Below are 421 nucleotides of genomic sequence, written 5' to 3' on the forward strand. Positions count from 1 at the left end.
ACTGCTGCATTAGTGGGGCAGCAGTGGAGAGTTTACCATTCCAGCCAATAGTTATGCTGCAACGATGTGAGGATCGATGTGGGTATAAGCTTCTACCGATTTGCGAAACCCAGAATTTGGCTGGTTTCGACAGACATATGTGACAGCGTGGGTGTTGTTTCGAATATCCGCCCGCGTCACATTTGCTGGCAAAACAGCAACGGCCTTGAAAACGTCAGGTACAACGAATTCATAATTCGCTGAGTGGATCTCGAAAACGCCTGGACTGTAATCAACAGCTGAAGCTGGGGCGCTCATACAGAGAACGGCTGCAAGCATAGCACCGCAGCCGAAGAAAAAACTTCGGATCAGTTTCATTGGGTTCACCCTCGGAAAATTTTGGAAGGAATAAAAATGGATAAGAAAAAACCCCGGTCACGGA

1 protein-coding gene is annotated in these 421 nt (G+C 47.7%); it reads right to left on the reverse strand.

Annotated features, from left to right (window positions below; translation table 11 throughout):
- Positions 1–51: 51 nt before the first annotated feature.
- A complete protein-coding gene (locus CAY82_RS26525; protein WP_140399178.1) occupies positions 52–357 on the reverse strand; it encodes a hypothetical protein in 306 nt (101 codons plus the stop codon).
- Positions 358–421: the final 64 nt, after the last annotated feature.

Origin of the sequence: Pseudomonas sp. SID14000, from assembly GCF_002165135.1 — a bacterium.
Lineage (GTDB): Bacteria > Pseudomonadota > Gammaproteobacteria > Pseudomonadales > Pseudomonadaceae > Aquipseudomonas.

Bases quoted from the DNA above. Each gene is read 5' to 3' on its own strand.
- CAY82_RS26525 (WP_140399178.1), bottom strand. From the start codon at position 357: ATGAAACTGATCCGAAGTTTTTTCTTCGGCTGCGGTGCTATGCTTGCA.